Consider the following 25,537-nt stretch of genomic DNA (forward strand, 5'->3'; position numbering starts at 1 on the left):
AAAGGCTATGAAATATTTTATTTAACTTCAATACAATCTCATTTATATAAAATCGCATATATAAAAATAGCAAAACTAAGAGGTATATGACTAGCATATACCTCTTAGTAAATTAGTAATTTAGATTAAAGGTTCTTTTCGTACTGTTCTATCATTTTCTTAACCATTTGTCCGCCTACAGATCCGTTTTGTCTAGAAGTTAGATCTCCGTTGTATCCGTTTGTTAAATTAACGCCAACTTCTTGAGCAGCCTCCATTTTAAATTTGTTCAATCCTTCTCTTGCTGCTGGTACTAATGTTTTTGCCATTTGTAAATCACTCCTTTTTTAATATATTTTTGTTATGATAGTATCTTGCGCAGAAATACAAAATATATAATATAATACTTAAGGGAAATAAGGCAATTGCAACATTTTAAATTAATACTTGTATATATATATAACATTTGAATAATAAGAGAAATTATTCCATATTGGAAAATAGTTTTTATGACCATGACTTGGGCAAAGTACATATAAGTTTATATGATTTATTTTCATGTCTCTTAATAGCAAAAGAAGAGGCATATGTCTAGCATATACCTCTTCTTTTCGCTATTTACAATTTGAATTATAAATTTTTCTCGTACTGTTCTACCATTTTCTTAACCATTTGTCCGCCTACAGATCCATTTTGTCTAGAAGTAAGATCTCCATTGTATCCTTCTGATAAATTAACTCCAACTTCTTTAGCTGCTTCCATTTTAAATTTGTTTAGACCTGCTTTTGCTTGTGGTACTAATGTTTTGTTTGCCATGAATAACGACCTCCTTCAAATTTTATAATTATTGTATGATAATAGTTTATCCACAGATTTGATTATTATTTTAGTTTGTTAAAGGGAAGTTTTGAAAATTATATACTCTTTAGAAAATTTTTGATTGGTTAATTTTAATATATACTAGAACTTTCTATTCTAATTGGTATATAATAATGTAGAATATACTGAGTAAAACATCTGTTTTATAAAGGTATTCAAACGTAAAGCATGTTTTTAGAAGGAGTGTTAAAGTGGGAAAACACAAAATAATAATGACTGGTGGAGGCTCAGCGGGACATGTAACACCAAATCTTGCGCTTATACCAAAACTTAAAATGTTAGATTATGAAATCGAATATATTGGTACAAAAGAAGGTATTGAGAGAAAAATAATAGAGGGCGAAAATATAAAATATTATTCTATTTCTAGTGGAAAACTTCGAAGATATTTTGATTTTAAAAATTTTACTGATCCTTTAAAAGTAGTTAAGGGGATTTTTGAGGCAAGAAAAATAATTAAAATGCAAAAGCCTGATATTGTCTTTTCTAAGGGTGGTTTTGTTTCTGTACCTGTAGTACTTGCCGCATATTTAAATAAAGTGCCAGTAATTGCACATGAATGTGATATTACACCAGGACTTGCTAATAAAGTAGCAGCTCCCTTTTGTACAAAGGTATGTGTAACTTTTCCAGAGGCATTAGATAAGATAAAAAAAGGTAAAGGAGTAGTAACCGGAAATCCTATACGACGAGAATTATTGGAAGGAAGTAAAATAAAAGCAATTCAGATATGTGGCTTTAAAGATAAAAAACCAGTATTATTAATTATTGGTGGTAGCTTAGGATCTAAAGCTATAAACGAGGCTATACGGACAAATCTTGAGAAATTGATTTTGGAATACAATGTTATTCATATTTGTGGCAATGGCAATTTTGATAAGGCACTCCAAAACAAAAGTGGTTATAAGCAGTTTGAGTATACAAAAGATGAATTGCCTCATTTATTGGCCGCTGCAGATATTGTTGTGTCTAGGGCAGGAGCAAATGTTATTTTTGAACTCTTGGCACTAAGAAAACCTAATTTATTAGTTCCCTTATCAGCTAAAACTAGCAGAGGGGATCAAATACTTAATGCAAGATCTTTTGAAAAAAGCGGATACAGCATGGTTATTCAAGATGAAGAGTTAACTCCTGAAAATTTAGAAATGAAAATTAAAGAATTGTACGATGATAGATACAAATATGTTAAAAACATGAATTCGAGCAACACTGAAAAAAGCATAGATTTAATAGTTGAATTAATAGAAAAATATAGGAAAAGATGAGGAAAGTAAAATTTCTTCATCTTTTTTTTATTAGGGGCATGAAAATGTTCGTCTCATCAGTGAATAGTTATTTTTTTAGGATGCCTAAAAAAGTATGAAAAAGTGTAAACTGTAGATATAAGAATATATTTTTGCTTTTTATTTAAAATAAAAAATAGCAAAACTCAAAATATTAACAACAATGGAGGAAGAGAATGGAACTAAAATTTTTAGGCGCAACTGAGTGCGTTACAGGATCATGTCATATGTTAAAGCTACGAGACAAAACCATTTTATTGGATTGTGGATTATATCAAGGAGGAGATGGAAAACCTAATAAAAATGAAAATTTTCAATTTAATCCGAAAGATATAGATTTGCTGATATTATCCCATGCCCACATAGATCATAGTGGCAGAATTCCACTATTATATAAGAATGGATTTAAAGGTGAAATAATTTGCATTAAAGCTACAATGGAGTTATGTCAAGTAATGCTTCCAGATAGTGGCCACATTCAGGAGATGGAGGCTGAGTGGGAAAATAAGAAGCTAAAAAGAAAAGGACTTAAGCCCATAGAAACATTGTATTCATCCAAAATTGCAGAAGAATGTTTAAAACTTTTTAAAAGTTATTCTTATAATGAGGAAATAAAACCTTTTGATGGGTTAACAATTACATTTAGGGACGCAGGGCATTTACTGGGATCGGCTATTACAGAACTTCAAGTGCAAGAAAAAGAAGGGCCGGTAGTAAAACTTGTTTATAGTGGGGATTTAGGCAATTTTAACATTCCACTAATAAATGATCCTACATTTGTAGAAAGTGCAGATTACCTAATTATGGAAACTACTTATGGCGATAAAGTGCACGATAATTACAAAGATGTATTAAAAGAATTGGCAAATATAGTAAAAGAAACTTTTGATAGAGGAGGAAACGTTATAATTCCATCCTTCGCAGTAGGAAGAACTCAGGAGGTTATTTATGCCTTGAATAAGTATTTTGAAGAAGATATGCTTAAAAATCTCCGAGTATATGTGGATAGTCCACTTGCAGAAAAAGCAACAATAATTTTCGAAAATAATAGAGAAATTTTTGATTCTGAGGCAAAAGAACTTGAAAAACATGATAGTAATGTATTGGATTTTCAAGGGCTAAACTTTACCCACTCTCCAGAGGAGTCTATGAAATTGAATGATGAGAAAAGTGGGATAATAATAATATCTACTAGCGGAATGTGTGATGCAGGTAGAATAAAACATCATTTAAAGCATAGTTTATGGAAAAATGAAAATTCTATAGTATTTGTAGGATACCAAGCCGAAGGGACTTTAGGTAGAAAAATTTTAGATGGAGATAAAATGGTTAAAATTTTCGGGGAAGATATTGCGGTTAGTGCATCTATATATAATTTGCAAGGGCTTTCTGGCCATGCAGATAAAAATGGCCTAATTAATTGGATAGAGCATATTGCGATAAAACCTAAGCAGATTTTTCTAGTACACGGTGATATTGATTCCCAAAAAAGCTTTAAGGAAGTATTAGATTCAAAAAATTATAAGTCTACAATTGTTAAGTGTGAAGAAAAATACAAGATAGAATAATTATCAGTGCTCAGGTATTTTATATTAATAATGCCTGGGTACTGATAATGATGAATATTTCCACATAGAAGTTGAATAAAAGAACAACAATCATTGGTTAAAATTTACATAACAATATATATTTGGACATTATAGTAGAATTTTAGCATAAATTAGTTCTTTTTACTTTATAAAGAAAAGATTAAATCATATTGTAATATAATTGTAATATAAATAGCAAAAAAACTTGAATAATTTTCATTTTGCTGTATACTTAAAGGGTAATAAGAACTATCTAGTAATATAAAATATGAGGTGATAGTAATGAAAAAATTAACAATAATTTATTCGAGCAATGGCGGAAATGTTGAAGTTTTAGCTAATCATATAGCTAAAGGTGCAACTGATGCAGGTGCTGAGGTACTAGTTAAACTAGCTAGTCAAGCAACAGTGGAAGATGTAACTAATGCAGATGCAGTTGCTTTTGGAAGTCCATCAATGGATAACAATAGAATTGATCAACAAGAAATGCAACCTTTCATTGAAAAATTCAAACTAATTCCAGTTAATAATAAAACTACAGCTTTATTTGGATCTTATGGATGGGATAATGGAGAATTTATGAGCAAATGGAAGACTCTAATGAAAGATTACCAATTTAATGTTACACAAAGTTTAACCGTTAATGAAGCTCCTACTAATGAACAATTAGTTGAAGCAGAAGAAATGGGAAAAAATTTGTCTAAATAACATTTAATTAAAAAGTGCATAATATGCAATAATAAGATAATTTGCAAATTACATAGTATAAACAGGATTAGTCTATAATAACTAACACTTTTAAGTATTAGTTAGTTTTGCATGAATTTTATTAAATAACTATTCAATATTTTTAAAAATATTATATAAAGAAAGAAGGCTTATTAAATGAGAAAAATGAAAACTATGGACGGTAATACAGCAGCAGCACACGTTGCATACGCGTTTACAGATGTGGCAGCAATTTATCCTATAACACCATCTTCAACAATGCCTGAGTATTGTGATGAACTGGCAGCCAAAGGAACAAAAAATGTATTTGGTCAAAAACTTAAAATTGTAGAAATGCAATCAGAAGCAGGAGCTGCAGGAACAGTTCACGGATCACTTCAAGCAGGAGCTTTAACTACTACATTTACATCTTCTCAAGGTTTGCTTCTAATGATTCCAAATATGTATAAAATAGCAGGAGAACTTTTACCTGGAGTATTCCATGTAGCCGCTAGATCACTTGCTACTCATGCACTTAATATTTTTGGAGATCACCAAGATGTAATGGCTACTAGGGCAACAGGATTTGCAATGCTTGCTGAAGGAAGCGTACAAGAAGTAATGGACTTAGCACCAGTTGCACATTTAGCAGCTATTGAAGGGAAAATTCCTTTTGTAAGTTTCTTTGATGGATTTAGAACTTCTCATGAAATACAAAAAATTGAGACATGGGATTATGAAACTCTAGGAAGCCTTGTAAATAAAGATGCAGTTCAAGCATTTAGAAATAGTGCAATGAATCCAGAACATCCTGTAACTCGTGGAACAGCACAAAACCCAGACATTTATTTTCAAGGAAGAGAAGCTGCAAACTCATATTATGATGCTCTTCCAGCAAAAGTTGAAACAATTATGGGTAAAATAAATTCATTAATCGGAACTGACTACCATTTATTTAATTACTATGGTGCACCAGATGCAGATAGATTAATAATAGCAATGGGATCAGCTTGTGATACAATTGAAGAAACTGTTGATTATTTAAATGCAAAGGGTGAAAAGGTTGGAGTACTTAAGGTACATCTTTACAGACCATTCTCACTAGACCATTTCTTTAAATACATACCTAGTACAGTTAAAAAAATATCAGTACTCGATAGAACTAAAGAACCAGGTTCTGTAGGAGAACCATTGTATCAAGATGTTAGAAATGCTTATTTTGAAGTAGAAAACAGACCAGTTATAGTTGGTGGAAGATATGGACTAGGTTCAAAAGATACTACTCCAAATCAAATTGTTGCTGTATATGATGCTTTAAAAGCAGATTCTCCTAAAAATGGATTTACTTTAGGTATAGTAGATGATGTTACTAATACATCTCTTTCAGTTGGAGATTCTATTACAACTACACCAGAGGGAACTAAAGAATGTAAATTCTGGGGACTAGGATCAGATGGTACTGTTGGAGCAAACAAGAGTGCTATAAAAATCATAGGAAACCATACAGATATGTATGCTCAAGCATACTTTGCATATGATTCTAAAAAATCAGGTGGAATTACAGTTTCTCATTTAAGATTTGGTAAGAAAGCTATAAAATCACCATATTTAATTAATTCTGCAGTTTATGTTGCTTGTGGTAATCAAGCTTATGTAAGTAAATATGATGTTCTAAAAGGAATTAAAGATGGCGGAACATTCTTGTTAAATTGCATATGGAATATGGAAGATTTAGAAAAGAATTTACCAGCTTCTATGAAGCAATATATAGCTAATCATAATATTAACTTTAATGTTATTAATGCGGTTGCTATAGCTGAAGAAATAGGTCTTGGCGGAAGAGTCAATATGATTATGCAAGCTGCTTTCTTTAAATTAGCTGACATTATTCCAGTAGAAGATGCAGTTAAATATCTTAAGGAGGCAGTTGTTACATCTTACGGTAAAAAAGGTGAAAAAGTTGTTAATATGAACAACGCTGCAATAGATAAAGGTGTTGAATCAGTTGTTAAGATCAATGTTCCAGAAAGCTGGAAAACTGCTGTAGATAAAACTGAATCAACAAAAGTTAGACCAGATTTCATTAAAAATGTAGTTGATGTAATGAATAGACAAGAGGGAGATTCCCTTCCTGTTAGTGCATTTGTTGGAATAGAAGATGGATCTTTAACACCAGGAACAGCTGCTTATGAGAAGAGAGGAATTGCTGTTAACGTACCAGAATGGCAAGTAGATAAATGTATACAATGTAATCAATGTGCATATGTATGTCCTCATGCTGTAATAAGACCATTCTTAGCTTCTGATGCAGAACTTAAGAATGCTCCAGCTAACTACCAAAGTAAAAAAGCTCAAGGTGGAAAGAATTTTGAAGGTATGAATTTCACTATAGGTATAAGTTTAGAAGATTGTACAGGATGTGGTAATTGTGCAGAAGTATGTCCAGCAAAAGAAAAAGCACTAATCATGAAACCATATGCTTCACAAGTAGAAAAAATAGAAAATTGGGAATTTGAATTAGCATTATCTGAAAAAGAAAACCCAATGGGAACAGCAACTGTTAAGGGAAGTCAATTTGAACAACCATTAATGGAATTCAGTGGAGCTTGTGCTGGATGTGGAGAAACACCATATGCTAGACTTATTACTCAATTATTTGGAGATAGAATGCTAGTAGCTAATGCTACAGGATGTTCTTCAATTTGGGGCGGAAGTTCTCCAGCATCACCTTATACAGTTAATAAATCAGGTAAAGGACCAGCTTGGGCTAATTCATTATTTGAAGATAATGCTGAGTTTGGACTTGGAATGTTTATTGGAACTCAACAATTAAGAGATAAGGTTGAAATGTCAGCTGTTGAAGCTTTAACTTTAAATACAAGTAAAGAATTAAAAGCAGTTATTAATGAATGGATTGAAAATAAGGAAGATGCAGAAGGTTCAAAAGCTGCAACAACTAAAATGTTACCATTATTAACAGCTGAAAAAGATAATAATGAAGCATTAAAAGAAATATTTAGTAAAAAAGATCATTTAGTTAAAAAGTCTCAATGGATATTTGGTGGAGACGGTTGGGCTTATGATATTGGATACGGTGGTGTTGATCACGTACTCGCATCTGGAGAAGATGTAAATATTTTTGTATTTGACACAGAAGTATATTCAAATACAGGAGGTCAAGCTTCAAAATCAACTCCAACAGCAGCTGTAGCTAAATTTGCAGCAACAGGAAAGAGAACTAAGAAAAAAGATTTAGGTATGATGGCAATGAGTTACGGATATGTTTATGTTGCTCAAATAGCAATGGGTGCTGATAAAAATCAAACACTAAAAGCTATAAAAGAAGCAGAAGCTTATAAAGGACCATCACTTATAATTGCTTATGCTCCATGTATCAATCATGGTCTCAAAGTTGGAATGGGTTGTACTCAACTAGAAACTAAGAGAGCTGTTGATTCTGGATATTGGGGTATGTTTAGATTTAATCCAGCTTTAAAAGAAGCAGGAAAGAATCCATTTATATTAGACTCTAAAGAACCAACTACTTCATTTAGGGATTACCTAATGGGAGAAGTAAGATATTCTTCACTAGCAAAAACATTCCCAGAAGTAGCAGAAGAATTATTTGTTAAAACAGAAAAAGATGCTATGGAAAGATTAGCAGGATACAAAAAACTTGCAAGTCAAGAATAGTATTTAAAAATGCATAGGTAAAGGAAGATGAATTAAATTTCATCTTCCTTTTACTTTAAAAATACTTTAGGAACAGACTTAACAATAATTTAACAAAAAAGAATTCAAAAAACCCTTTTAAAATGTTGTGATTAAGGGTAGAATTAGAACATACTGAAAGTAGGAGGTACTACATTATGAATGAAGATAAAAAAACATCTTGTGGATGTGAAAATGACCATGAAAATGAAGGTTGCGGATGCGGTGGTCACGAACATGACCATGAAAATGAAGGCTGTGGCTGTGGAGGTCATGATCAAACTGAAGAAAATGAAGGCTGTGGGTGTGGTTGTGGATGCGGTGAAGGCGAAGGCGAAGCACTAACAGTAGATTTAGAAGATGAAAATGGGAACGTAGTTCCATGTGAAATAGTAGATGGATTTACTTTTAAAGAGAATGAATATGCGCTAGTTCAAAATCCTGAGGATGATTCAATATATCTTTTCAAAGTAATTGGAGATGAAGAAACAGGAGAATTAGTTATTCCTGAAGATGAAGAATTTGAAGAAGTAACAGCATATTATGAAGAAATGATTAAAAACGAGAAATAATACTGTGAAAGGGTCGTTGCAAATGCAGCGGCTCTTTTTAAGGTTTAACGATAGTTCAGAAGGAATTAATAGTAAGTGTTGGTAATAATATATTTTAAAAGGAGATTAACTGATGAAAGAAAAATTAGCTATTTTTGATGTGGATTTTACTTTAACAAAACGAGAGACTTTATTAGAATTTTATTTTTTCATGATCAAAAAGAATCCCAAATTCATAAAATATCTACCCAAAAGTATAATTTCGTCCATCTTTTACGTTTTCAAGATATATGATGCTTCAAAAGTAAAAAAAACCTTTATAAGATTTATTGATGGTATAGAAGAAAATGAAATGAAAAAAATCGTCAAGGAATTTTATGAAAAACGTTTAAGTAAAATATTATATAATGATGGTATTGTTATGATGAAGAAAATGAAAGCACAGGGATACAAAATTTATTTAATTTCTGCTTCCGCTGAATTTTATTTAAGCGAGTTCTACAACATTAAGGAAGTAGACAAAGTAATAGGAACTCGGTTTACTACTGAGAATGGCTTACACAGAAATACAATTTCTGGGGAAAATTGTAAAGGCGATGAGAAAGTAAAAAGATTAAAAGAATTCTTGAAAAACGAAAATATTGAAGTTGATTTTGAAAGCTCATATATGTTTTCAGATTCTCTTTCTGATTTGCCACTTTTTAATTTAGTTGGACATCCTTATTTAATAAATTTCAGGAAAACACATGATAAAATTGAAATTTTGAAATGGAAATGATAGACTATTTATATAAAAATAAAAATAATATTATTGGTATTTATAAGAGATAAGAATTAATAATTAATAATTGTTATCTCACAAAAAAACACTGGGAGGATTATATGGATAAGAGCATATATACATACTTTTTATTTAATGACGAATTTAAGATAAGTAGTGAATTTGAAAATTACAATACAAGTATAGGAAAGTCACTATATGAAGTAATTAGGATAAGTGATGGAATCCCTATTTTTCTCATGGAACATATAAAGCGTCTTGAAAATTCTGCAAAAATCATGAAATATAATTTAAACATCTCAAGTAATGAAATTATAAATCGAATTGTTAAACTAATATTTAAGAATAGTGTTTGTGATGGTAATATGAAATTAGTTATAAATGATAATTTTTTAGCATATTTTGTTCCATATAATTATCCGTCAAAGCAGGAGTATGCAGAGGGTGTAAAAACTATTACTTTTCACGGGGAGAGAAGTAATCCAAATGCTAAAGTTATCAATAGCGTTTTTAGAGAAAAAGTAAATGAGCAGATTAATAATGAAAACGCATACGAGGCAATTTTAGTGGATGATGCCGGGTTTATTACTGAGGGTAGCAAATCAAATATTTTCTTGGTTCAGGGGTCTACAGTAGTAACCTCAAAGGTTATCAATGTGCTACCAGGTATTACAAGAGAATTTGTTATAAAAACTTGTGAAAAGTTAAATATAGTGTTTCAAGAAAAAAATATTCATGAAAGTGACCTTGAATCATACGATGGTTTGTTTATTTCTGGAACCTCTCCAAAGGTATTACCAATAAAAAGTGTGGATGGATTTTATTATAATTCATCAAAAAATAAAATAATAAATTCAATAATGAGTGAATTTGATGCTGAATTTAATAAGGATAAACAGAAATTTGTAAAGTTTACGCAAAGTAGAACGATAAACAAATAAAACCTTTTAAAGGTTAGGTAGGAAATCGAGAAATTATGATGTAATTTCTGTAAAGAAAGAGGTGGTATAGGTGGTAGCTAAGGAGGGACCTAAAAAATTCGAAGGAGTTAATGTTAAAGAATGTTTACGATTTGCAAGTGAAAATTTAGGTGTTCCAGTGGAAAGGTTTAAATATTCAATACTAGAGGAAAAAAGAGGTTTGTTTAAGAAACATGCAATAATTTCTAGTGATGCTATAGATCCTATAGAAGCTATAGATCCTATAGAAGCTATAGAAGGAATAAATAATGAAGATACCATTGAATCATGTGCTCTTCGGGAAGAAAAAAATGGAACTATAGAGATTAGGGATGGGATTATTATTATAAAAAACCCCTGTGAGGGTGGGAAACCAGCAGTGATTTCTACTACAAAAGACATTTTACTAACTGTAAATGAAGAAAAAGTTAAATTAAGAGTCCCCGTATATGCGGAAAGCAAGATTGAAACTTCTTTTAAAGAAGATGTAATTTCTTTAAAAGAAAATGAAGCTGAAAGGCATATGAATTTAAGGACAAGTTCAAACAATATGGAAGCATATGTTAGTATTATTTATAAACCTAAAATCATTTATAAACTAAAAGATGCTGTGGCCGTAAATTCAATTACAGTGGAAATAGACGTAAAAGAAGAAATTATGCCACCAAAATTTACAGAATCAGAGATTAAACGTGAACTAGAAAATTATAATATTAAATATGGAATTTTGAAAATGAGTATTATAAAATGTGCCACCAGCAATGAAATTTCAGAACTGCTAATTGCAGCTGGGAAGAAACCTATATATGCAATAGACGATAGACTAGAAATCAAATACAATGAGGAAGATATGAAAAATGATCAGGACGTTGATAATAATAAGGCTATAGACTTTAAGGCTATAGGTATGGTCAAAGGAGTAGAAAAAGGACAAGTTTTAGCTGTTGTGTGTCCGGGGAAAAATGGAGAAGAAGGAATAGATATTACAGGTAAGATATTAAAAGTTAAAAATTTAAAAAAAATAGTGTTATGTGCAGGAGACGGCTGCGAAATGGCAGATGAATATACTGTTGTGGCAACAAGCGAAGGTAAACCTTCTTCAAGAGGAAATATTTTTTTCGTTTATAAAGTACATGAGATAAATGGAGATGTAGAATTAAAAACAGGAGATATTAAGTTTGTGGGGGATATTATTATAAGTGGTAGTGTACTAGAAGGTATGAAAGTAGAAGCAGGTAATAGTATTTTAATTAAAAACAATGTATCAGAGGCAGAAGTCACTGCCAGTGGTGATGTTACTGTAAGGGGCAATGTGATTCATTCAAGAGTCGCAGCTGGAAAAGAAGATGTATTAACCCTACAATATTTAAGTGACTTAAACATCATGAAAAACGATCTCACAAAATTAATAGCTTCCATAACTCAATTGAAAGACATGAACCTTATAGAAAGAAATATTAGCGATGGTGAACTTATTAAAACCTTACTTGAAACAAAATTCAAGAAACTTCCTCTAACTTCCAGTAGGGTAGCTAAAAAAATACTTGAGCTGCATGGCTCAGAGGATGAATTGTTATTTATCATTAAAAACAGAATACTTGATCTGGGACCTCTTAATATCAATAATTATGATGAATTAAATGATGCAGTGAAAATTATTGATAATAAAATTTCTGGTTTAGAAATGAATTTAACCCTTCCAGTGGATGTGGTGCTAGACTATTGTCAAGACTCAATAATCAAGAGCTCAGGTAATATTATTTTAAGTGGTAAAGGCCAATATGTATCACAGATAGAGGCAAGTGATAGTATAATATTTAAAAAAGATAAAAGTATAGCAAGGGGTGGAGTTTTAAAAGCTGGTAAGGAGATTAAATGTAAAATAGTTGGAGGACATGGGGGAGTATCAACGAGACTTATTGTAGAAAACCATGGACACATATGGGCAGATGTTGCATATCCCAATACTAGGTTTATTATAGGTGCTAAAGAATACATTTTAGATGTTACTAGCAAAAATGTTCATGCGTATATAGATGACGACAGAGAATTGATTGTTGATAAATTACAATTGTAGGGGGATTTTATATGAAGGAACAAGGAATTAAGATATTGATTTTTAGCATAGCTAATGAGTATTATGCTACGAATATTATGGAAGTGGAAAGAATACTGGAATATGAAAAATCAACAGAAATTCCTGATTCCCCACAATTTGTTGAAGGCGTGATAAATTACGAAGATAAAATTTTACCTGTTATTGCACTAGCAAAAAGATTTAATTTGCCATTCGCATGCGTGCAAGGACAATCTAAGATAATAGTAGCTAAGCAAAATAATAGTAAAATAGGTATAATAGTTGATTTTGTTTCTGAAGTTAAGGATGTAAAGGTAGAAAGCATAGAAGATTCACCAGAAATAATTTCCGGGATATCCAAAAGATATATCAGAGGATTTATTAAGAGTGATGGTAGAATAATTGTATATTTAGATCTTTCAGCTATATTGACTGAAGAAGAAAAAGAACAAATATTATAAAGTAGGGGTTATTATGGAATTTAATGAAATAAAAGTAGGGATTGCAGATTTGAATGTAGCATTTTCTCCAAATAAATTGATAACTGTAGGTCTAGGATCTTGTGTGGGCATTGCAATTTATGATAAAGGCATAGGACTTGGAGGATTGGCACATATAATGCTTCCAGATAGCAGTCAATTTAATAAAGTGACAAATGCGATAAAATTTGCAGATTTAGCTATTCCCATATTAGTTGCTGATATGATAAAAAAAGGTGCAAAGCTTCAAAATATGAAGGCTAAAATAGCAGGTGGAGCATCAATGTTTAATTTCTCAGATAAAAGTATAATTATGGATATTGGTAACAGAAATGGTATAGCGGTTAAAAATGCTCTGAAAAATTTATCAATTCCTTTAGTAGCAGAAGATATTGGCGGTAAAAAAGGGAGAACCTTAATATTTGATGCAGCAAACGGGGTGTTGTCTATTAGAACTGTAGGCATGGGAATCACTGACATTTAGAGTTAATGCAAGGCACAATGGGGTGAAATAGATTGTTAAAAAAAATTAAAGTGATCGTAGTAGATGATTCAGCATTAATGAGAAAAATTGTTTCAGATATGATTAATAGCGTAGCATCGATGGAAGTTATAGGTACAGCAAAAAATGGCGAAGAATTGTTAAAAATAATAAACAAAAATCCAGATGTAATAACTTTAGATATTGAAATGCCTAAAATGGATGGTATACTAACATTAAAGGAATTGAAAAGAAATAATATAAAAATACCCGTTATTATGCTTAGTAGTGTTTCTAAAACTGGCACAGAATTAACTATGGAATGTCTTGAACAAGGAGCTTTCGATTTTATATCAAAACCCTCAGGGGCAATATCATTAGATATTAATAAGGTCAAGGATGAATTAATTGAGAAAATAAGATTAGCTTATATGCAGAGTAGGGAAAACTCAAATAAGATTAAAACTAGAATAGGTGATGAAGTATCTACAATTAATAATAGGACAGTAGTGAATCGCAATATAGAGGTTGTGGTTATTGGAGCGTCTACTGGTGGACCAAAAGCCCTATATAAAGTAATAACAGCTCTGCCGGATAATATAGGTGTCCCAATTTTAGTCGTGCAACATATGCCAGTGGGATTTACAAAAGCTTTTGCCGAGAGGCTTAATCTAAATAGTAATTTAAAGGTTGTAGAAGCGCGAGATAGCGATTTAATTGAAAAAAATGTAGTTTATATCGCTCCTGGAGGATATCATATGGAAATAGGAAGTGACAAGAGGATACATTTAAATACAGAACCTACTATTTGGGGAGTTAGGCCTGCAGTAGATAAACTCTTTATATCTGCAACTAAAGTTTATGGCGCTCGTATTTTAAGTGTTGTACTTACTGGAATGGGTCGCGATGGCGCAAATGGTACCATAGCTATTAAAGACAATGGAGGTATTACTATAGCAGAACACGAATCTACTTGCACCATATATGGTATGCCAAAGTCAGCTTTTGAAACAGGTAAAGTGGATGAAGTTTTGCCACTTCCAAATATTGCTGGAGAGGTTAGTAAAGTTGTGATGGGGAGATGAGCAAAAGCTAATGGACTTAATATATTTTGAAAAATGGGTTCTGAAAGAATATAGTATAGATTTATCAGCTTATAAATCTAATCAATTACATAGACGGATTTTAAGCTTAATGTCAAGAGTTGAAGTTAATTCTGTAGAGGAATATATTAGTCTACTTAAGAAAAGCCCCGCTCAAAAGCAGAAATTTTTAGACTTTATTACAATAAACGTAACTGAATTTTTTAGAAATCCTGAAATATTCGATGAACTTTCAAAAAAAGTTAAATCAGAACTGCCCTATACTTCAGGACTTAAAATTTGGAGTGCAGCTTGTTCTATTGGAGCTGAACCATATTCTATAGCTATGATTATGGAAAATTTATATTCAAGAGCCAATCACAAAATTGTAGCTACAGACATAGATAACACAATACTTCAAAAGGCAAAAAATGGTGAATATGTTTATTCAGAAGTCAAAAATGTATCAAAGGAATTTTTAAATAAGTATTTCGTAGTTAATGGGGATAAATACTGTATTAATCCTCAAATTAAAAAAATGGTGGATTTTAAGAAACATGATCTTATTTTAGATAATTATGAAAGTAATTTTGATTTAATAGTATGCCGAAATGTAGTTATTTATTTCAATGGAGATGTTAAGGATAAAATATATAAAAAATTTAGTGAGTCACTAAAAAAAGGTGGATTGCTTTTTGTTGGAGCAACAGAAAGTATATATAACTATAAAGAATATGGATTTGAAAAAGCATCTACATTTATTTATAAAAAAATATAAGCATTAAGTGGTAATGAAAGGCGTTAAGCAGTAATGATTAAACATTAAGTATTGAATATTAAGGATTAATGATTAATGAGGAGGGGGAAAAAATGGATACATCACAATATATGTCAATGTTCCTAGAAGAGTCTATGGAAAACTTGCAGACATTGAATGAATCTCTTCTGGAGCTTGAACAACAACCAGAAAACATAGACAAGTTAAATGAAATATTTAGGGTGGCTCATACAATAAAAGGTATGGCTGCAACTATGGGATTTAGTCAAATGGCTGAATTAACACACAAAATGGAAGATGTTCTGTCTAAGTTTCGTGAAGGTAAGCTTAAAGTAACAGAAAAGGTGGTAACAGTTTTATTCAGTTGTTTAGACACTTTAGAAAAAATGGTTAATAATATTTCCGAGGGAATTTCTGAGGAACTTTCAATTGACGACATAATAGATGATCTACATTCTATAGCAGAAGGAAATGATAGTGCCAAAAATAAAGAAATTGAAAATCACAATACCCAAAAGGACAATTCTAATCAAAATGAGAGGATTAGTCTTAATGAGTATGACATTAATGTTATTAAGGAAGCTATTGATAAAATGTTCTATGCATATGAAATAAAGATTCAATTAAGTGAAAATACACTGCTTAAGTCAGCAAGAGCATTTCTCATTTTTAAAAGCCTCGAAGAATATGGTGAAATAATAAAATCTATACCAGTGGCTGAGGACCTAGAAAATGAGAACTTCGAATTTGAAATAGATTTAATATATATTACTAAAAAAGATAAAGAGGAAGTTAATCATATTTTGTTAAACATTTCTGAGGTAGAAGAGGTAATAGTAGGAGATGTTGACCTTAAAATTAATCTGGATAATTTTTCTGATAAAACAGCGGACTTTAAAACAATAGAACAATCAGAAGTTGCGGTGGAAGCAGCAAAAAAAACAGCCACTGCCCCGAATAAAAATAAAGATAATAAGGAACCGGTAGTTCATAAAAAAGCTCATCAATCTGTGAGAGTTGAACTAGAAAGATTAGATAAATTTATGAACATGGTGTCAGAACTTGTAATTCATAGAACAAGACTCGAACAAATAAGTAGCAATCATAAATTAACTGATTTAAATGAAACGTTAGAACAAGTGGCTAGAGCTACTTCAGAACTGCAAGATTTGGTAATGAAAATAAGGATGTTGCCACTGGAAACAGTATTTAATAGATTCCCAAGGATGATAAGAGATTTATCAAAAGAACTTGGGAAAGAAATGGAACTTGTAATACAAGGACAGGATACAGAACTTGATAGGACAGTTATAGATGAAATAGGTGAGCCAATATTACACTTACTTCGTAATGCTGCGGATCACGGCATTGAATCTAGCGCGGAACGAACTTCCAAAGGGAAAACCCCTGTTGGTATAATTAAACTTATAGCTTACCCTGAAGGTACCAAAGCCATAATAAAGGTGTCAGACGATGGTAAAGGGCTAGATGTTGATAAAATTAAGGCGAAAGCAAATAAAGTTGGCATAAACACTGAAGGGATGACGGAAGCAGATATAAAGAATTTGATTTTTGCACAAGGCTTTAGCACTAATGAGAAAGTAACAGATATCTCTGGACGTGGAGTTGGCATGGATGTTGTTAAAACTAAAATTGCTGCACTTGGTGGAACTGTAGATGCTATAAGTGAAATTGACAAAGGAACCACATTTATTATAAGATTACCATTGACACTGCAAATCATTCAAGCACTGCTTGTAAAAATTGGTAATGAAACTATGGCTATCTCTCTTGGGTATATTGATAGGGTAATAGACTACAAGCCTGAGCTAATTAAGAAAACTAATAATAAAGAAATTATTGTTTACAATGATAGTGTAATTCCTCTAGTTAGGGTAAATGAAAAATTGCAAATAGAAACTAGCACGCAAACAAAAAAATATATTGTTATTGTAAAAGTTGGAGAGAAAACAGTAGGACTTCTAGTGGATTCACTTCTAGGACAACAAGAAATTGTAATAAAGCCACTAGGAAAAACACTGCGGGGATTAACAGAATATATTGGAGCAACTATTTTAGGGGATGGTTTGGTTACATTGATACTAGATGTTGCTGCTTTAGTGTAAGGAGGGTATAATATGGATTATTCAAAGCTTAGTCCTATGCAATTAGATGTTCTTCAAGAAGTAGGAAATATTGGTGCAGGGAATGCAGCTACTTCATTATCTCAATTGTTGAATGAAAAAGTAGACATGACTGTTCCAGCAATAAATATTGTTCCCTTTGATGATATTTTTTCTAAGATAGGGATTGAAGAAGTAGTAATTGGCGTAATTGTACGAGTACTCGGAGACATACCAGGTAATATATTGTTTACTTTGGAAAAGGAAACTGCTTTAAGAATTATTTCAGGTCTTTTAGGTGAGGAGCAGCAGCAGATAACGGAACTTGGAGATTCAGCATTATGTGAAATAGGAAATATTATTTCAACTTCCTTCATGAATTCAATAGCGAAATTTACCAATCTTGAGATTATGCCTTCTGTGCCAGCTGTTGCACTAGACATGATGGGGGCAATACTATCAACTACTTTTATTGAATCAGGGCAATTCGACGAATATGTACTTGATTTAGAAACACAATTTTTACAAGAAAATCAAAAAATAAGAGGGCATTTTTATTATATACCAATGCCTGGATCACTAGAGAAAATATTAAATTCATTAGGTGTAAATTAATTGGAGGTATTATAAAATGGCTAGAGTATTAATCGTTGATGATGCGGCATTTATGAGAATGATGATAAAAGATATATTAGAAAAAAATGGTTTTGAAGTTGTAGGTGAAGCAAACAATGGAATAAAAGCTGTAGAGCTATACAAAGCAGAAAAACCAGATGTTGTTACTATGGATATTACTATGCCTGATATGGATGGAATTGAAGCTGTTAAAGTAATTAAAGCTTTTGATCCAGCTGCAAAAATAATTATGTGTAGCGCTATGGGGCAACAAAGTATGGTTATGGATGCAATAAGGGCTGGTGCAAGAGATTTTATTGTTAAGCCATTTCAAGCAGATAGAGTACTTGAAGCGATAAAAAAAGTTGTAGGCTAGGAGGGGAATATTATGCAAGTAGTTGTATTCAAAGTTAATGAGGAACAGTTTGCAGTAGAGGCTGCTATTGTTCAAAGTATTAATGATATGATGGAAATAACAAAAGTACCTAAGTCTGCGCAGTACATAAAAGGATTAATTAATCTACGAGGTAATATAATTTCTCTCCTAGATATAAATCTTCTTTTAAATATTGAAAAGGGCACCGGATCCCAAGAAAATATTATTATATTAAATTTGCATGAGGAATCTGTTGGAGTAACTGTGGACCAAGTTGATGAAGTATTAGAAATAGATGAAGAGTTAGTTGAAAAAGTTGAAACTGACTCGAAAAAAGCGTACATTAAAGGGGTCATAAACTTTAAAGATAGAATTATTACATTAATTGATATTGGTAAACTTATCGCAAGATAAGAGCTTACCCAGAAATAAGAACTTATTTTAAAATAGTAATTATACTGTATAAAGAGAAATGAGGTAGAAATATGGCAGAAGTATTATCGCAAAGTGAAATAGATTCACTTTTATCTGCCCTATCTTCTGGGGAAATAAAGCCAGATCAGCTCCCGGGTGAAGAGGAAAAGCATAAAATTAAATTGTATGATTTCAGAAGTCCACAAAAATTTTCAAAAGATCACTTACGGACGCTTGAGCTCATTCACGATAATTATGGAAGAATAATATCAGGTTATTTATCCGCACAGTTAAGAAATAATATTAAGGTTAAAATTGAGAGTATTCAGCAAATAACCTATGATGAATTTATTCATTCAATTCCTAACCCTACTATTTTAACTATATTTAAAATGCCTCCACTAAGTGGTTCTATATTATTTGAGACTAATCCTCAGTTTTCTTTTCAAGTAATTGATATACTTCTCGGAGGAATGGGTAGTAGAAAGTTTAAGCTCAAAGAATTTTCAGATATAGATAAAAATATCTTAAAAAAGGTTAATGCGGGACTTATAGATAATTTGAAACTTGCTTGGGAAGATGTTTTGGACGTAGAACCAGAGATTGAGGCATTAGAAACAAATCCAGCACTTAATCAAACACTAGCGCCAAATGAACCAGTTGCTCTAATTACTTTTTCGGTAGAAATGTGTAATAATAGTACATTTATAAATATTTGCATACCATATTTAAGTATTGAAAAAGTACTTGATAAACTAGTCGTTCAATATTGGTTTAGAGAAAATGACGAAGAAATTGTTAGTGAATCTAGAGATAGGTTAAAAGAGCGATTAAATATAGTAAGCGTACCAATAACAGGAATGCTAGGTTCAACAAATATTACTGTAAATGAATTTTTACAATTAACTGAAGGCGATGTAATAACCCTGGATAATTCTAGTGATAGCCCAGTTAAAGTGTATGTGGAACAGCAACTATGCTACAGTGGTAAACCTGGTACTATAGGTAAAAATAGGGGAATTCAGATATTAGATATAATAGATAAGGATGTGGAAAATTATGAGTAACGGCTTTCTTTCGCAAGAAGAAATCGACGCTCTCTTAAATGGAGATGGCGAAAGCGTTGTCAATGACGAAAGTTCTGGCAAAGAAGTAAGTGTTGACAATGATGCAAGCTCTAAATCGGTACAGGGATTTGTGCTTACTGATATTGAGGAAGATCTGCTAGGTGAAGTTGGGAATATTTCTATGGGCTCAGCATCAACAGCTCTTTCCACTATAGTAGGGTTTCCAGTGAATATTGCAACACCAGTTGTTTCAGTAAGTACACTTAGAAAACTTCGAGCAGACTATGAACTTCCTAATGTCGCACTAGACGTGAAATTTACTAGCGGTATTTCAGGGGGAAACCTCTTAGTAATGAAGATTACTGATGCGGCAGTCATAGCTAGTCTAATGATGGGTGGAGATGGCAAAGTAGAAGGTAAACCAGAGCTATCAGAAATTGAAATTAGTGCTGTATCTGAAGCTATGAATCAGATGATTGGATCTGCTGCAACATCTATGGCAACAATGTTCGCTAGAACAGTAAATATTTCACCTCCAGAGTCGAAGATATGGGATGACTCCACTTCGCCTTTAAGTGATAACATAGATGAAGATGAGGAAGTTGTTCAGGTAGCTTTTAAATTAACAATTGGTAACTTAATTGATAGTTGTATAATGCAAGTACTGCCTATCGAAACTGCTAAAAAAATAGTTGCAATTATGATGGGCACAGAAGAAACAGTGCAAGTGGCAAAAGATACTAGCCCGCAAAAAAAAGTAGAGCCACCAAAGGCAGAACCGGTTCGCGAAAAGTCAGCACCACAAAATGCACAAGATTATACGAGTGTACCATTAGAACCGGAGTATTACGCAAAACCAATAGAGAGAGAAGAACCACAAGTAGAGGTCCGGAAAGCTGCTTTTCAGCCACTAACGGATGCTCCAGTTTATAATGCTCCAAGAAACATTGATTTAATATTAGATGTTCCACTGGAAATTTCTGTAGTGCTTGGAAAAACTAAAAAGAACATTAGAGATATTCTCAATTTGGGGACTGGATCACTAATTGAACTTGATAAGTTAGCAGAAGAGCCAGTAGATATATTAGTAAATGGCAAAAAGGTAGCATATGGCGAAGTAGTAGTAGTAGATGAAAATTTTGGAGTTAGAATTACTAGTATAATTAGTGGAGAAGAAAGAGTTAAAGCAATAGTTGAATAAAATATATATAATGTAAAAAGGAATAAAGAAATTTATTCCTTTTTACTTTATGATATAAATTACATATGAGTATAGAAAAAACACCTGAAAATAAATACATACGGTAAACAAACTATTAATATTAGACTAATAATTAAATACTTCCTAAACTTTGAAAGATTGTATACGATAATATAAATAGATGTAAGACGTGAGATAGAAATTAAGCTTAAAGATATAAAAAGTTAGGAGTGATAAGAATGAAAATAGATGGAGTAAAACATGATGTGGTTAGTGTTTATAAAAAGAATACATCCAAAGTAGAAACGAAGGCAGCTGTTTCAAAAAAGGATACCATTGAACTATCATCAGCAGGCAAAAGTCTAAGTGCCTTAGCATTAGATGGTAAATCGGTTAATTCAAATGAGAAGGTAGAAGCCATTAGAAATGAAGTAATGAAGGGTACCTACAAAATGGATTCTAAGCTAACAGCTGAAAGAATGATGGATATTATGAAGGGGAGAGATATTTAGTTATGATACAAAAACTAAATAATGTTATTTTGCAGGAAACGGAAGCAGTGCGAACCCTTTTATTAGAACTTGATGATCAACACAGATGCATAACTACTAGTAATATTTTTGGAATGGAAGCATGTGTTGGTAAGATTAAAGAGGCTAATAAAAACATAGCGCATATGGAAGTTGAAAGGCGAAAAATTACCGAAAACAGAGCTATGACAGAGTTAATTGAAGAAGCTAATGATGCGGAGCTTGAAAGCAATTATAATAAAATCAAACGATTGTTACAAGAAGTAGTACTTCAAAAGGATACAAACGAATTACTTATAAAACAAGGACTTAGTTTTACAAATAGGATACTAAATGTATTAAATCCGACACGTGAATCAACAACTTACAACGCATATGGTAAAGTAAAAAAATAGTACGAGGTGAAAGAAATGGCAGGATTATTTTCAACTTTTAATGTGGCTACAAGGGGCATGAGTGCTCAACAAAAGGCTTTAGATGTAACTAGTCATAATATAGCCAATGCTAATACAGAAGGATATTCAAGGCAAAGGGCTACTATGGAGACTACAAGGCCTTTTGGTATGCCTAGCATGAATAATGCTACAGGCGTTGGCCAATTAGGTACTGGTGTACAGGTTTCCGCTATAACAAGAATTAGGGATACCTATTTAGATTATCAGGTAAGAACGGAAAATGGTACTATGGGATTATATGAGGGGCGAGAGAAATTTCTATCAGAGGTTGAAAGTATCTTTAATGAAGTTAGTGATACAGGTATTTCAGATATGATAGGTGAAGTGTTTGATTCTTGGTCAGCACTTTCAACAAGTCCAGAAAGTTCAAATACAAGAACTGTGGTGGCACAAAAATCCGAAGCACTAACGAATCAACTCAATAGTACTTATAATTTATTAACAAAATTAAAAGAAAACTGTGGAGAGGTTATTCAAAAGGATGTAGTTGATATAAACGGTATGCTTGATCAGATAAATCAATTGAATCAACAGGTTATAAGCGTAAAGGTTGGTGGTAATGAACCTAATGATCTAATGGATAAAAGGGACTTGTTAGTAGATCAGCTAAGCACGAAATTTGGTATTACAATAGATAAGAAGACATTAGGCGGGGAAGATTTAAAAGCTACTGATAATGTAGAGGGAGCAATTCCTGCTGATGACTTATACCTTGTAAGAAGTAAGGAAAAAGATGATGTAAGTAGATTTTCTTATGTAAGTGAGATTAATGAGAAAGCCGACGGAACCTATGATGTTGTTTATTTCAAGAAGGGAGATATATCAACAGTTAATAATAAAGTAACTATGAATATGACATTAAGTGATACAGAATATACAAGTTTAGATCAAGGAAGAGTACTCTGGGCAGATAGGGAAGGGTATGCTATAGATAAATCAGGAAATAGAATAAAGGGAACTGACTCCACTGGGACATCTATCCCTTTAGGTATAACAGGAAGTTATACAGATGCAAGTGAGACAATTGGAACGGATACTGTGATAAATATTCAACCTTTTAAACCCAATACGGGAGAATTAAATGGATATCAGTCTGTACAAAAGGATATAGATAAATATGTAAATGAGCTAAATAATTTGGCTAAGGCTATTGCATTTTCCGTAAATGCTGTGCATAGCGGTAATGAAGTTGCAACAGATGAAGAACTGAAGTTTTTTGTAAATAGTGATGATAACACTAAAGAAGAAGAAATAACAGCAGGAAACATTTCAGTTAATGAAGTCATTCTTAAGGATGTTATGAAGATTAAGGTGGGGAAAGGTGATAATCCAGAATCGACCGATGGAAATAGAGCATTAGCTATTTCACAGCTTCGTGATATTAAGTTGGGAATTCAAGGTATAAATGATACTACTAATAATAGAACAGCGTTTTTGGATGGTGAATTTGAAATTGATGATACGTTAGGAGTTATGACGGTTAATTCAAGTTCAAGTGGAATGACTATTAGTGGCTATTTCACAGATATCATTACTAGGCTAGCTGACCAGACCCAATATGCAAAAAAAACTGTAACCAACCATACAACACTACTAGCAGGATTAAACGAATCAAGAACCTCTATATCGGGTGTATCCTTGGATGAAGAAATGGCTAATATGATTCAGTTTCAACATGCTTATCAAGCTAATGCAAAGATAATTTCAGTAGTTGACGAACTTCTGGATTTGGTTATTAATGGCTTAAAAAAATAGAGAATAGAACATAGATCTTAAGGGGTGATTATATGAGAATAACCAATTCAATGCTTTCAAATAATTTTTTGAGAGATATGAGAACGAATTTAAATAAATTGAGCACAATACAAACCCAAATGGCTACCGGTAAACAAATAAATAGACCATCAGATGACCCTGCTAAAGCTTCTAAGATAATGAAAATGTACTCGGAGATAGATGCAAATAAACAATATAATACTAATATAAAGAATACGTCAAATTGGCTTGACGTGACAGATACGACATTAGATCGTGTAGGGAAAGTAATTGGAAGAATTGATGAGCTTCTAGTATCTACGGGTGGTGCGGCCACCGATGTTAATTCAAGAAGTGCAATTAAGGATGAAATAAATCAAAGGGTTGAAGAGCTATCACAATTACTAAATACAAGCTTTGATGGTAAGTATATATTTGGGGGAACGAGTGGAACTACTAAACCTGCAGGAATAAAGAATGTAGCGGAGAATTCTAATTTGATTTGTAATAAAAATCCAAAGGTAGTTGCGGAACTTACAGCCGGAACAATGACTTCAGCTACTGTACTTAAAACAGATATGTCGGCTGCAACTCTAGGAATAGATAAATTTACTATAGATGGAAACGAAATTGAGGTGGATTGGTCTACACTATTAACTGAACCTCAAAAGTTGCAAATTAAAACTGACTTAACAGATGCATCAACAGAAACTTTAAGTTCAATTAAAGATAATTTGGTGAGTGCAATTAATTCAGCAATAGATAATTCAGGGAAAAATGTTTCGCATGTTACAGGATATTTAGATACTGATGGTAAGATGGTTTTAAAAAGTGGTGACGTTGGAACGAAATCAGAAGTTAGACTTACGACTACTCCTGTGGTGGCTACATCAATAGGTGCGATAATATTATCAGATAAACCTGGTGAAGTTTCAGAAGCGTCCAATATTGGTACTAGTATATATAGTGGTAAAACAATAGCAGACACGGATACATTCAATATGTCCTTAAATGGAATATCAATGATAGTGGGAACAACAACAGAGATTACAAAAGGTACAACTAATATGGCAGATGCAGCTGCTAATCTTGCAATAAATATAAACAAAGCTATAGATGATTCTAATGGATCAAAAACAATAGGTCAGCCTGGGTATACCCAACAGGTTACAGTTAAAGCAACTGCTGATGGAACATTTGAAATTACCAGTCCTTCCGGTGCTATAACCTTTTTTGATGATACTGGTAAAACTTCAGCTAAGGATTTAGGTTTAAGTGTTGCAGTAAAAGATAAGCTATTGGTAGAAGTATCACAAGGCGTAACTATGGATTATAATATAACTGCATCACAAATTATAAATTATGGAACTGGTGATAACAATCTTATGAAATTATTATCAAATATTACTAGTCACTTAGACTCTACAAATTCTAATGTTGCTAAGAAATTGACAAATGAAGACTTGGAAGGTATTCAAAAGGCAATGAGTAATGTATTAAAGCTACGTTCAGAGATTGGTGCCAAGCAAAATAGAATGGAAAGTGCTGAAACTATAAATTCAGATCAAAACATGAATATGACAGAAATTCTGTCGGCTACAGAGGATATAGATATTACAGAAAAAGCAATGGAATATGCTACAATGCAAACTATATATATGGCA

Annotated in this window: 24 protein-coding genes; 22 read left to right on the forward strand and 2 right to left on the reverse strand. The window is 32.2% G+C overall.

Going from position 1 to position 25,537, the window contains the following annotated elements:
- Positions 1 to 125: 125 nt before the first annotated feature.
- Complete coding sequence (locus JJE11_RS01260; protein ID WP_291632433.1) at positions 126 to 308, reverse strand: alpha/beta-type small acid-soluble spore protein; 183 nt, start codon at positions 306 to 308, stop codon at positions 126 to 128.
- Positions 309 to 609: 301 nt separating this feature from the next.
- The gene (locus tag JJE11_RS01265; RefSeq protein ID WP_291632434.1) at positions 610 to 795 is read right to left on the reverse strand and encodes an alpha/beta-type small acid-soluble spore protein; all 186 of its coding nucleotides are present in this window, start codon (positions 793 to 795) and stop codon (positions 610 to 612) included.
- 275 nt (positions 796 to 1,070) lie between these two features.
- Here JJE11_RS01265 and JJE11_RS01270 point away from each other — a divergent pair, with 275 nt between their 5' ends.
- From JJE11_RS01270 to flgL, 22 genes are all read left to right on the forward strand, one after another.
- The gene (locus JJE11_RS01270; RefSeq protein WP_291632456.1) at positions 1,071 to 2,123 is read left to right on the forward strand and encodes an undecaprenyldiphospho-muramoylpentapeptide beta-N-acetylglucosaminyltransferase; all 1,053 of its coding nucleotides are present in this window, start codon (positions 1,071 to 1,073) and stop codon (positions 2,121 to 2,123) included.
- A 194-nt stretch (positions 2,124 to 2,317) separates the two neighbouring features.
- Positions 2,318 to 3,709 (forward strand): MBL fold metallo-hydrolase, encoded by a 1,392-nt coding sequence (locus JJE11_RS01275; protein WP_291632435.1) that lies wholly within the window; start codon positions 2,318 to 2,320, stop codon positions 3,707 to 3,709.
- Positions 3,710 to 4,012: 303 nt separating this feature from the next.
- Positions 4,013 to 4,438, forward strand: coding sequence for a flavodoxin (locus tag JJE11_RS01280; RefSeq protein ID WP_291632436.1), 426 nt, complete (start codon positions 4,013 to 4,015; stop codon positions 4,436 to 4,438).
- Between the two features lie 177 nt (positions 4,439 to 4,615).
- The gene (nifJ, locus tag JJE11_RS01285) at positions 4,616 to 8,131 is read left to right on the forward strand and encodes a pyruvate:ferredoxin (flavodoxin) oxidoreductase (protein ID WP_291632437.1); all 3,516 of its coding nucleotides are present in this window, start codon (positions 4,616 to 4,618) and stop codon (positions 8,129 to 8,131) included.
- A 176-nt stretch (positions 8,132 to 8,307) separates the two neighbouring features.
- Positions 8,308 to 8,721 (forward strand): DUF1292 domain-containing protein, encoded by a 414-nt coding sequence (locus tag JJE11_RS01290; protein WP_291632438.1) that lies wholly within the window; start codon positions 8,308 to 8,310, stop codon positions 8,719 to 8,721.
- 112 nt (positions 8,722 to 8,833) lie between these two features.
- Entirely contained in the window at positions 8,834 to 9,478 is a 645-nt protein-coding gene (locus JJE11_RS01295; RefSeq protein WP_291632439.1) for an HAD-IB family hydrolase, read from the forward strand.
- A gap of 104 nt (positions 9,479 to 9,582) precedes the next feature.
- Positions 9,583 to 10,422, forward strand: coding sequence for an aminotransferase class IV (locus tag JJE11_RS01300; protein ID WP_291632440.1), 840 nt, complete (start codon positions 9,583 to 9,585; stop codon positions 10,420 to 10,422).
- A gap of 70 nt (positions 10,423 to 10,492) precedes the next feature.
- The gene (locus JJE11_RS01305; protein WP_291632441.1) at positions 10,493 to 12,517 is read left to right on the forward strand and encodes a DUF342 domain-containing protein; all 2,025 of its coding nucleotides are present in this window, start codon (positions 10,493 to 10,495) and stop codon (positions 12,515 to 12,517) included.
- A gap of 11 nt (positions 12,518 to 12,528) precedes the next feature.
- Positions 12,529 to 12,978, forward strand: coding sequence for a chemotaxis protein CheW (locus tag JJE11_RS01310; protein WP_291632442.1), 450 nt, complete (start codon positions 12,529 to 12,531; stop codon positions 12,976 to 12,978).
- A 13-nt stretch (positions 12,979 to 12,991) separates the two neighbouring features.
- Positions 12,992 to 13,480: a chemotaxis protein CheD gene (locus tag JJE11_RS01315; RefSeq protein ID WP_291632443.1), complete on the forward strand. Its 489-nt coding sequence runs from the start codon at positions 12,992 to 12,994 to the stop codon at positions 13,478 to 13,480.
- Between the two features lie 32 nt (positions 13,481 to 13,512).
- Complete coding sequence (locus JJE11_RS01320) at positions 13,513 to 14,562, forward strand: chemotaxis response regulator protein-glutamate methylesterase (RefSeq protein WP_291632444.1); 1,050 nt, start codon at positions 13,513 to 13,515, stop codon at positions 14,560 to 14,562.
- A 10-nt stretch (positions 14,563 to 14,572) separates the two neighbouring features.
- Positions 14,573 to 15,337, forward strand: coding sequence for a protein-glutamate O-methyltransferase CheR (locus JJE11_RS01325; RefSeq protein ID WP_291632445.1), 765 nt, complete (start codon positions 14,573 to 14,575; stop codon positions 15,335 to 15,337).
- Between the two features lie 92 nt (positions 15,338 to 15,429).
- On the forward strand, positions 15,430 to 17,463 hold the full coding sequence (locus tag JJE11_RS01330) for a chemotaxis protein CheA (protein WP_291632446.1): 2,034 nt from the start codon (positions 15,430 to 15,432) through the stop codon (positions 17,461 to 17,463).
- A gap of 12 nt (positions 17,464 to 17,475) precedes the next feature.
- Positions 17,476 to 18,075, forward strand: coding sequence for a chemotaxis protein CheC (locus tag JJE11_RS01335; RefSeq protein ID WP_291632447.1), 600 nt, complete (start codon positions 17,476 to 17,478; stop codon positions 18,073 to 18,075).
- 16 nt (positions 18,076 to 18,091) lie between these two features.
- Positions 18,092 to 18,451: a response regulator gene (locus JJE11_RS01340; protein ID WP_291632448.1), complete on the forward strand. Its 360-nt coding sequence runs from the start codon at positions 18,092 to 18,094 to the stop codon at positions 18,449 to 18,451.
- Positions 18,452 to 18,463: 12 nt separating this feature from the next.
- Complete coding sequence (locus tag JJE11_RS01345; RefSeq protein ID WP_291632449.1) at positions 18,464 to 18,865, forward strand: chemotaxis protein CheW; 402 nt, start codon at positions 18,464 to 18,466, stop codon at positions 18,863 to 18,865.
- A 71-nt stretch (positions 18,866 to 18,936) separates the two neighbouring features.
- Positions 18,937 to 19,932 carry a flagellar motor switch protein FliM gene (gene fliM / locus JJE11_RS01350; RefSeq protein WP_291632450.1) on the forward strand — a complete coding sequence of 332 codons (996 nt, stop codon included), beginning with the start codon at positions 18,937 to 18,939 and terminating at the stop codon, positions 19,930 to 19,932.
- Positions 19,925 to 21,133, forward strand: a complete 1,209-nt coding sequence (gene fliY / locus JJE11_RS01355; RefSeq protein ID WP_291632451.1) for a flagellar motor switch phosphatase FliY — start codon at positions 19,925 to 19,927, stop codon at positions 21,131 to 21,133. Before fliM ends, fliY begins: the two co-directional genes overlap by 8 nt.
- A 239-nt stretch (positions 21,134 to 21,372) precedes the next feature.
- Complete coding sequence (gene flgM, locus JJE11_RS01360; RefSeq protein WP_291632452.1) at positions 21,373 to 21,645, forward strand: flagellar biosynthesis anti-sigma factor FlgM; 273 nt, start codon at positions 21,373 to 21,375, stop codon at positions 21,643 to 21,645.
- 2 nt (positions 21,646 to 21,647) lie between these two features.
- Positions 21,648 to 22,058, forward strand: coding sequence for a flagellar protein FlgN (locus tag JJE11_RS01365; RefSeq protein ID WP_291632453.1), 411 nt, complete (start codon positions 21,648 to 21,650; stop codon positions 22,056 to 22,058).
- A 15-nt stretch (positions 22,059 to 22,073) separates the two neighbouring features.
- Positions 22,074 to 23,873, forward strand: coding sequence for a flagellar hook-associated protein FlgK (gene flgK, locus JJE11_RS01370; protein WP_291632454.1), 1,800 nt, complete (start codon positions 22,074 to 22,076; stop codon positions 23,871 to 23,873).
- A gap of 32 nt (positions 23,874 to 23,905) precedes the next feature.
- A partial coding sequence (gene flgL, locus JJE11_RS01375) for a flagellar hook-associated protein FlgL (RefSeq protein WP_291632455.1) occupies positions 23,906 to 25,537 on the forward strand: 1,632 nt, incomplete at its 3' end.

The organism is Clostridium sp., from assembly GCF_016650095.1.
GTDB lineage: Bacteria > Bacillota > Clostridia > Clostridiales > Clostridiaceae > Clostridium_AD.

Excerpts from the sequence above, each read along its gene's own strand:
- JJE11_RS01340 (WP_291632448.1), top strand. The coding sequence starts at position 18,092 with ATGGCTAGAGTATTAATCGTTGATGATGCGGCATTTATGAGAATGATG.
- JJE11_RS01275 (WP_291632435.1), top strand. The coding sequence starts at position 2,318 with ATGGAACTAAAATTTTTAGGCGCAACTGAGTGCGTTACAGGATCATGT.
- JJE11_RS01300 (WP_291632440.1), top strand. The coding sequence starts at position 9,583 with ATGGATAAGAGCATATATACATACTTTTTATTTAATGACGAATTTAAG.
- JJE11_RS01265 (WP_291632434.1), bottom strand. The coding sequence starts at position 795 with ATGGCAAACAAAACATTAGTACCACAAGCAAAAGCAGGTCTAAACAAA.
- nifJ (WP_291632437.1), top strand. The coding sequence starts at position 4,616 with ATGAGAAAAATGAAAACTATGGACGGTAATACAGCAGCAGCACACGTT.
- flgM (WP_291632452.1), top strand. The coding sequence starts at position 21,373 with ATGAAAATAGATGGAGTAAAACATGATGTGGTTAGTGTTTATAAAAAG.
- JJE11_RS01315 (WP_291632443.1), top strand. The coding sequence starts at position 12,992 with ATGGAATTTAATGAAATAAAAGTAGGGATTGCAGATTTGAATGTAGCA.
- JJE11_RS01260 (WP_291632433.1), bottom strand. The coding sequence starts at position 308 with ATGGCAAAAACATTAGTACCAGCAGCAAGAGAAGGATTGAACAAATTT.
- JJE11_RS01365 (WP_291632453.1), top strand. The coding sequence starts at position 21,648 with ATGATACAAAAACTAAATAATGTTATTTTGCAGGAAACGGAAGCAGTG.
- JJE11_RS01295 (WP_291632439.1), top strand. The coding sequence starts at position 8,834 with ATGAAAGAAAAATTAGCTATTTTTGATGTGGATTTTACTTTAACAAAA.
- JJE11_RS01290 (WP_291632438.1), top strand. The coding sequence starts at position 8,308 with ATGAATGAAGATAAAAAAACATCTTGTGGATGTGAAAATGACCATGAA.
- JJE11_RS01280 (WP_291632436.1), top strand. The coding sequence starts at position 4,013 with ATGAAAAAATTAACAATAATTTATTCGAGCAATGGCGGAAATGTTGAA.
- fliY (WP_291632451.1), top strand. The coding sequence starts at position 19,925 with ATGAGTAACGGCTTTCTTTCGCAAGAAGAAATCGACGCTCTCTTAAAT.
- JJE11_RS01335 (WP_291632447.1), top strand. The coding sequence starts at position 17,476 with ATGGATTATTCAAAGCTTAGTCCTATGCAATTAGATGTTCTTCAAGAA.
- JJE11_RS01325 (WP_291632445.1), top strand. The coding sequence starts at position 14,573 with ATGGACTTAATATATTTTGAAAAATGGGTTCTGAAAGAATATAGTATA.
- JJE11_RS01270 (WP_291632456.1), top strand. The coding sequence starts at position 1,071 with ATGACTGGTGGAGGCTCAGCGGGACATGTAACACCAAATCTTGCGCTT.
- JJE11_RS01345 (WP_291632449.1), top strand. The coding sequence starts at position 18,464 with ATGCAAGTAGTTGTATTCAAAGTTAATGAGGAACAGTTTGCAGTAGAG.
- JJE11_RS01330 (WP_291632446.1), top strand. The coding sequence starts at position 15,430 with ATGGATACATCACAATATATGTCAATGTTCCTAGAAGAGTCTATGGAA.
- JJE11_RS01310 (WP_291632442.1), top strand. The coding sequence starts at position 12,529 with ATGAAGGAACAAGGAATTAAGATATTGATTTTTAGCATAGCTAATGAG.
- flgK (WP_291632454.1), top strand. The coding sequence starts at position 22,074 with ATGGCAGGATTATTTTCAACTTTTAATGTGGCTACAAGGGGCATGAGT.
- fliM (WP_291632450.1), top strand. The coding sequence starts at position 18,937 with ATGGCAGAAGTATTATCGCAAAGTGAAATAGATTCACTTTTATCTGCC.